The 5,682-nt window shown below is 44.5% G+C and carries 4 protein-coding genes and 2 pseudogenes; 2 read left to right on the top strand and 4 right to left on the bottom strand.

All coding sequences use genetic code 11. From position 1 onward, the window contains the following. The first annotated feature begins 72 nt into the window (after positions 1 to 72). The gene (locus OGV65_RS03070; RefSeq protein ID WP_000019445.1) at positions 73 to 1,053 is read left to right on the top strand and encodes an IS5-like element ISKpn26 family transposase; all 981 of its coding nucleotides are present in this window, start codon (positions 73 to 75) and stop codon (positions 1,051 to 1,053) included. Positions 1,054 to 1,425: 372 nt separating this feature from the next. Here OGV65_RS03070 and OGV65_RS03065 read toward each other — a convergent pair whose 3' ends face one another. The 3 genes and pseudogenes from OGV65_RS03065 to OGV65_RS03055 form a co-directional block, all read right to left on the bottom strand. Next, positions 1,426 to 2,343, bottom strand: coding sequence for a SphA family protein (locus tag OGV65_RS03065; protein WP_286454595.1), 918 nt, complete (start codon positions 2,341 to 2,343; stop codon positions 1,426 to 1,428). Between the two features lie 46 nt (positions 2,344 to 2,389). Continuing rightward, positions 2,390 to 3,202 carry an NAD(P)-dependent oxidoreductase gene (locus OGV65_RS03060; protein ID WP_286454594.1) on the bottom strand — a complete coding sequence of 271 codons (813 nt, stop codon included), beginning with the start codon at positions 3,200 to 3,202 and terminating at the stop codon, positions 2,390 to 2,392. Positions 3,203 to 3,621: 419 nt separating this feature from the next. Further along, a pseudogene (locus tag OGV65_RS03055) lies at positions 3,622 to 3,947 on the bottom strand (transposase family protein); the annotation flags it as partial. 341 nt (positions 3,948 to 4,288) lie between these two features. Between OGV65_RS03055 and OGV65_RS03050 the strand changes: the two are divergent. Then, positions 4,289 to 4,915: pseudogene (locus OGV65_RS03050) on the top strand (IS630 family transposase); the annotation flags it as partial. A 14-nt stretch (positions 4,916 to 4,929) separates the two neighbouring features. Here OGV65_RS03050 and OGV65_RS03045 read toward each other — a convergent pair. Continuing rightward, positions 4,930 to 5,627, bottom strand: a protein-coding gene (locus OGV65_RS03045) for an IS1-like element IS1B family transposase (RefSeq protein ID WP_095033700.1) whose coding sequence is annotated in 2 segments (ribosomal slippage) — positions 4,930 to 5,378 and positions 5,378 to 5,627 — 699 coding nt in all. Because the reading frame shifts where the segments join, the coding sequence is not laid out codon by codon here. Between the last annotated feature and the right edge of the window lie 55 nt (positions 5,628 to 5,682).

The raw sequence follows: 5,682 nt of genomic DNA, 5'->3' as shown, positions 1-5,682 counted from the left end.
CTAGGGAAGGTGCGAACAAGTTCCTGATATGAGATCATCATATTCATCCGGAGCGCATCCCAGAGGGACATCATGAGCCATCAACTCACCTTCGCCGATAGTGAATTCAGCACTAAGCGCCGTCAGACCCGAAAAGAGATTTTCCTCTCCCGCATGGAGCAGATTCTGCCATGGCAGAATATGACCGCTGTCATCGAGCCGTTTTATCCCAAGGCGGGCAATGGCCGACGGCCCTATCCGCTGGAGACCATGCTGCGTATTCACTGCATGCAGCATTGGTACAACCTGAGCGACGGTGCCATGGAAGATGCCCTGTACGAAATCGCCTCCATGCGCCTGTTTGCCCGATTATCCCTGGATAGCGCCCTGCCGGATCGCACCACCATCATGAATTTCCGCCACCTGCTCGAGCAGCATCAACTGGCACGTCAATTGTTCAAGACCATCAATCGCTGGCTGGCCGAAGCAGGCGTCATGATGACCCAAGGCACTTTGGTGGATGCCACCATCATTGAGGCCCCCAGCTCTACCAAGAACAAAGAGCAGCAACGCGATCCGGAGATGCATCAGACCAAGAAAGGCAATCAGTGGCACTTTGGCATGAAGGCCCACATTGGTGTCGATGCCAAGAGTGGCCTGACCCACAGCCTAGTCACCACCGCGGCCAACGAGCATGACCTCAATCAGCTGGGTAATCTGCTTCATGGAGAGGAGCAATTTGTCTCAGCCGATGCCGGCTACCAAGGAGCGCCACAGCGCGAGGAGCTGGCCGAGGTGGATGTGGACTGGCTGATCGCCGAGCGTCCCGGCAAGGTAAAAACCTTGAAGCAGCATCCGCGCAAGAACAAAACGGCCATCAACATCGAATACATGAAAGCCAGCATCCGTGCCAGGGTGGAGCACCCGTTTCGCATCATCAAGCGGCAGTTCGGCTTCGTGAAAGCCAGATACAAAGGGCTGCTGAAAAACGATAACCAACTGGCGATGTTATTCACCCTGGCCAACCTGTTTCGGGTGGACCAAATGATACGTCAGTGGGAGAGATCTCAGTAAAAACCGGAAATAACGCCAGAAATGGTGGAAAAAATAGCCTAAATAGGCTGATTCGATGTGTTTGCGGGAAAAAAATCGGCCCAGATCCGCGAAATTTTAATCAGCGAGTCAGCTTGGGAAGAAATGACCTGCTTATTCGCACCTTCCTTAATGTCACAGCGGCATTAAAGACAATTGCACACCATATTAATTAAGGATCACTAACCCTTAATTAATATGATTAACATTTTATCAAACATATAGATTAAGAATCGTCAAAACTTTCTCAGAAGGAATATCAAAATAAGTGGTTACAACTCATTTAAAAACCAAAATGTACAAATACCACTTAAATCAGAATTCAAAAAAAATACAATTATTTATCAAGATAAATTACATATTATTTATAGCAAGAGGCATGGAGATATTAAACCAAAGAGTATCACCACCTGAAGAATTCTCTACAAAATAATCATGTTGATATTGAATAATAAAATTGTACTGTCTCCATTGATATGAAAAGCCGGGGCCTATCGTCAACTTCCTCGCTCTGTTACCGATTTCATGTCCATTATTTTTATCTGATCCTATTTGTTTCCAGAATCCCCCAAGTATAGCGGGCTCAAAAGAACCGAAATGCCACCCTAATATAAAGTCTATAAACAGAGACTCTCCACTTATATAATTTGTATCGTCATTTTTTGTGTTGAAAGAATATCGAGGATTAATTGCAATATCAATCCCATCTGGATTATCATACCTGAATCCAAAAACTGGTTGTATTGACCAGTAATTTTTACCCATACTGATGGCATCTTTTTTATCATACCCTCCTGTAGGTAATACAAAATCCAGCCCTGCAGTCATATGAAAATATGTAGTTAGCTGCCACTTACCATATACCGGATTGAATATAACATCACCAATTCCCCAGTCATGTCCTTTTTGATTATATGTTGAGAGATTCATTCTCAAACGCCCTATAGGGATAATCAATTGCGATGAAAATGCTGTCATCCCAAATGGTTTTACATCCCATACATTTATGAATCGAAAATTATTGACAAATCCTTCCGCGTCTAACCCAACATTTTTTTTCTTCCCATGAGCATCATATAATGACTCTTGATGAAAATATGTTAGTTGATTCAAGTAATACAAACCAGGCACTGGAGGAATAGCAGCCGAAAAAAAACTAGATGAACCTGGCATATATGAATAATTACCATTTTCAGCAGCATTTAAAGAAAAGGTTGAAAACAACAAAAAAGTTAAAAAATTTTTATTTAAATTAATCATAATAAGCCTCATAAATAAACTCCGCACCATTATAACATGGGCAGAGTTTAATTAAATATCAATAAGTTGACTTTGCAGCTGTCCAGTGTTTATGTAAAAGTTGCTGTGTTTCAACTTCATCTGCTACGGCTAATTGCAAGTCAGAAACAGATATTGACGCTGGAATCCCTCTGTCCATTAACATAAAGTCAGTCCCCAGAATATAACTTCCTGTTTTTTCTCCTGGTCGATAAAACCATGGAGGAGATAAAAAACTCCAATTAAAACTTTTATCAGCTTCAAACAAGTCTAAGGCTACCCGGCATCCCTCTAGCAAAGGAACATGTGTCCATCCTTCAACAGCATTTTCTAGTTCGATATCTGATTCATTTTCCCTTAACATCCCTTTTTCTCTACGCTCCGCAGCATCTAAAAAGAAAGATTCATGGGTGATTTCTCCTAACCAACGAAGATGTTCAGATGGGGCAATGCCAAAATACCATTTGGGGAAACGTGGATCATCAAACATTTGTAAATCTGGTTTCACATAAAGACTTGCGGCACCACCTATATAAACAAGATAATTTCCTTTTGCTTTTTTGAAAGCACGTATGATCCTTCTAGTAGCTTCGACTTGTCTATAATAAACAAGAATATCTACTTCATGACCACCAGAAAACGTACTTACTACGACGTCATGATCTCGAATAGCATTGACTAATTCACTTACCGCACAATCTAAAATGTTACATTTTATTGACGTGAGGTTTTTCAAAGAAGGTGCTTTTTCAGCGTCAATGGCAATACCAGTTATTTGATGCCCTCTATTAAGCAGTTCTTGTGTTAGTAACTGCCCCCCCATACCAGTATGGCCAATTATCGCAATTTTCATAACATACTATCCCTTTTGTTAACCAATGAGTATTTTTTACATTTTAAAGAAATAGCATTTTAAAATTGTAATTTTTTTACATTTCGAGAGTGATATAACTTCCATTTCACACACAAAAAAATGATAAACCCACTGTTTTTTGGATGCTGTATAAATATGAGTGATAAAAAGTAAAACCTTACAGCAATAAACGTAGTCAGCACTTAAGAATGTATAATGATTTCATATACTCTTAAGGATAATCCTCAGTAGTAATTTTGACATAACCAAAATACATTAATGTGTTTTCATTCAAAGAATAATCGTTTTGTTCCCCTGGATAACATATAATAAACACGATAACTTTTTGTATTTCCCACACCAGGCGGCGTTGTCCTCTAATTGCATAACTTTTTGTAAAAGAATCGGATTTAGCCCAATTTCAGCTCCTTGCGAAATGCATATCTTGAGTAAGCTTTATCAGCCAGTATCGCATAACCAAGACGCTTTATGCTGCCGTACTGGCGCTGAACACCAATTCTATACAGAAGTCGAAATGCGAACTGGCTTCCCCTGCCCGGGAATCAGTACGACATTTAACAAAAGACCACTTCCGTTTGTCGCCAGATGGATTTTGGTGCAGAAACCACAGCGAGAGTGGCCCTAGTTGTTATCTCCAGTGATATCGGGATGTTTTTTGAGCACCGGTAGCACATTTAAGCGCCCGGATATTGCTGCTACCCAGCGTCTTGGCCAACCAGTCTACTATGATGTGACCGAATGAACAGGACGCTAAACTTACATCCATAACGGAGGTGTTTAGTGAACTAGAAACGACAGTTTACCCCTGAGTTAAAAAAAGAAGCGATAGCCCTGATGACGGAACGGGGCTACCGCATGACACTATGACCCGAAACCATCAGTGCCGAACAATGTGGCAGTTGCTGTAGAAAATTCGTCACTTTATGCGAAACATCGGCTCATTATCGGGAGAAAAAATGGTCTAAATAGCTGCGCCGAATAGTAGATCACTTAAAGGGAACTCAGCCCGGATTGTGCGATCTGATCAATCGCCAAATCAAAACAAGTCACCAACCGGACTGAGCGATGCCGAACATAGTACCAATACCCCGCGACGAACGACGCCTGATGCAGAAAGCTATCCATAAAACGCGCGATAAAAATTATTCCCGCAGGCTGACTGCCATGCTTATGCTGAACCGAGGCGAGCGCGTCAGTGACGTTGCCAGAACGCTCTGCTGTGCCCGCTCATCCGTCGGGCGATGGGTTAACTGGTTTACGTTATCGGGTGCTGATGGCCTGAAATCATTACCCGCAGGGCGTTCCCGCCGCTGACCGTTTGAGCATATCTGCACATTGTTACGTGAGCTGATAAAACACTCTCCCGGCGATTTTGGCTACCAGCGTTCACGCTGGAGTACCGAGTTGCTTGCAATAAAAATCAATGAGATAACCGGATATCAGTTACATGCCGGAACCCTTCGCCACTGGCTGCCGCTGGCCGGGCTGGTAAGGCGCAAGGCCGCGCCAACCCTGCGTATCCGTGACCCGCACAAAGATGAAAAGATGGCGGCAATCCGTAAAGCGCTGGACGAATGCAGTGCAGAATATCCGGTCTTTTATGAGGATGAAGTGGATATCCACCTCAACCCCAAAATCGGCGCAGACTGGCAACTTCGCGGGCAACAAAAACGTGTGGTCACGCCGGGCCAGGTAATGACTCCAACTTATTGATAGTGTTTTATGTTCAGATAATGCCCGATGACTTTGTCATGCAGCTCCACCGATTTTGAGAACGACAGCGACTTCCGTCCCAGCCGTGCCAGGTGCTGCCTCAGATTCAGGTTATGCCGCTCAATTCGCTGCGTATATCGCTTGCTGATTACGTGCAGCTTTCCCTTCAGGCGGGATTCATACAGCGGCCAGCCATCCGTCATCCATATCACCACGTCAAAGGGTGACAGCAGGCTCATAAGACGCCCCAGCGTCGCCATAGTGCGTTCACCGAATACGTGCGCAACAACCGTCTTCCGGAGCCTGTCATACGCGTAAAACAGCCAGCGCTGGCGCGATTTAGCCCCGACGTATCCCCACTGTTCGTCCATTTCCGCGCAGACGATGACGTCACTGCCCGGCTGTATGCGCGAGGTTACCGACTGCGGCCTGAGTTTTTTAAATGGCGGAAAATCGTGTTGAGGCCAACGCCCATAATGCGGGCGGTTGCCCGGCATCCAACGCCATTCATGGCCATATCAATGATTTTCTGGTGCGTACCGGGTTGAGAAGCGGTGTAAGTGAACTGCAGTTGCCATGTTTTACGGCAGTGAGAGCAGAGATAGCGCTGATGTCCGGCAGTGCTTTTGCCGTTACGCACCACCCCGTCAGTAGCTGAACAGGAGGGACAGCTGATAGAAACAGAAGCCACTGGAGCACCTCAAAAACACCATCATACACTAAATCAGTAAGTTGGCAGCATCACC

Source organism: Citrobacter sp. Cb004, assembly GCF_030337065.1.
Taxonomy (GTDB): Bacteria; Pseudomonadota; Gammaproteobacteria; order Enterobacterales; family Enterobacteriaceae; genus Citrobacter; species Citrobacter braakii.
Note: the sequence above shows the minus strand (reverse complement) of the source record. Positions and strands in the feature narration are given on the sequence as shown.

Excerpts from the sequence above, each read along its gene's own strand:
- OGV65_RS03070 (WP_000019445.1), top strand. The coding sequence starts at position 73 with ATGAGCCATCAACTCACCTTCGCCGATAGTGAATTCAGCACTAAGCGC.
- OGV65_RS03065 (WP_286454595.1), bottom strand. The coding sequence starts at position 2,343 with ATGAGGCTTATTATGATTAATTTAAATAAAAATTTTTTAACTTTTTTG.
- OGV65_RS03060 (WP_286454594.1), bottom strand. The coding sequence starts at position 3,202 with ATGAAAATTGCGATAATTGGCCATACTGGTATGGGGGGGCAGTTACTA.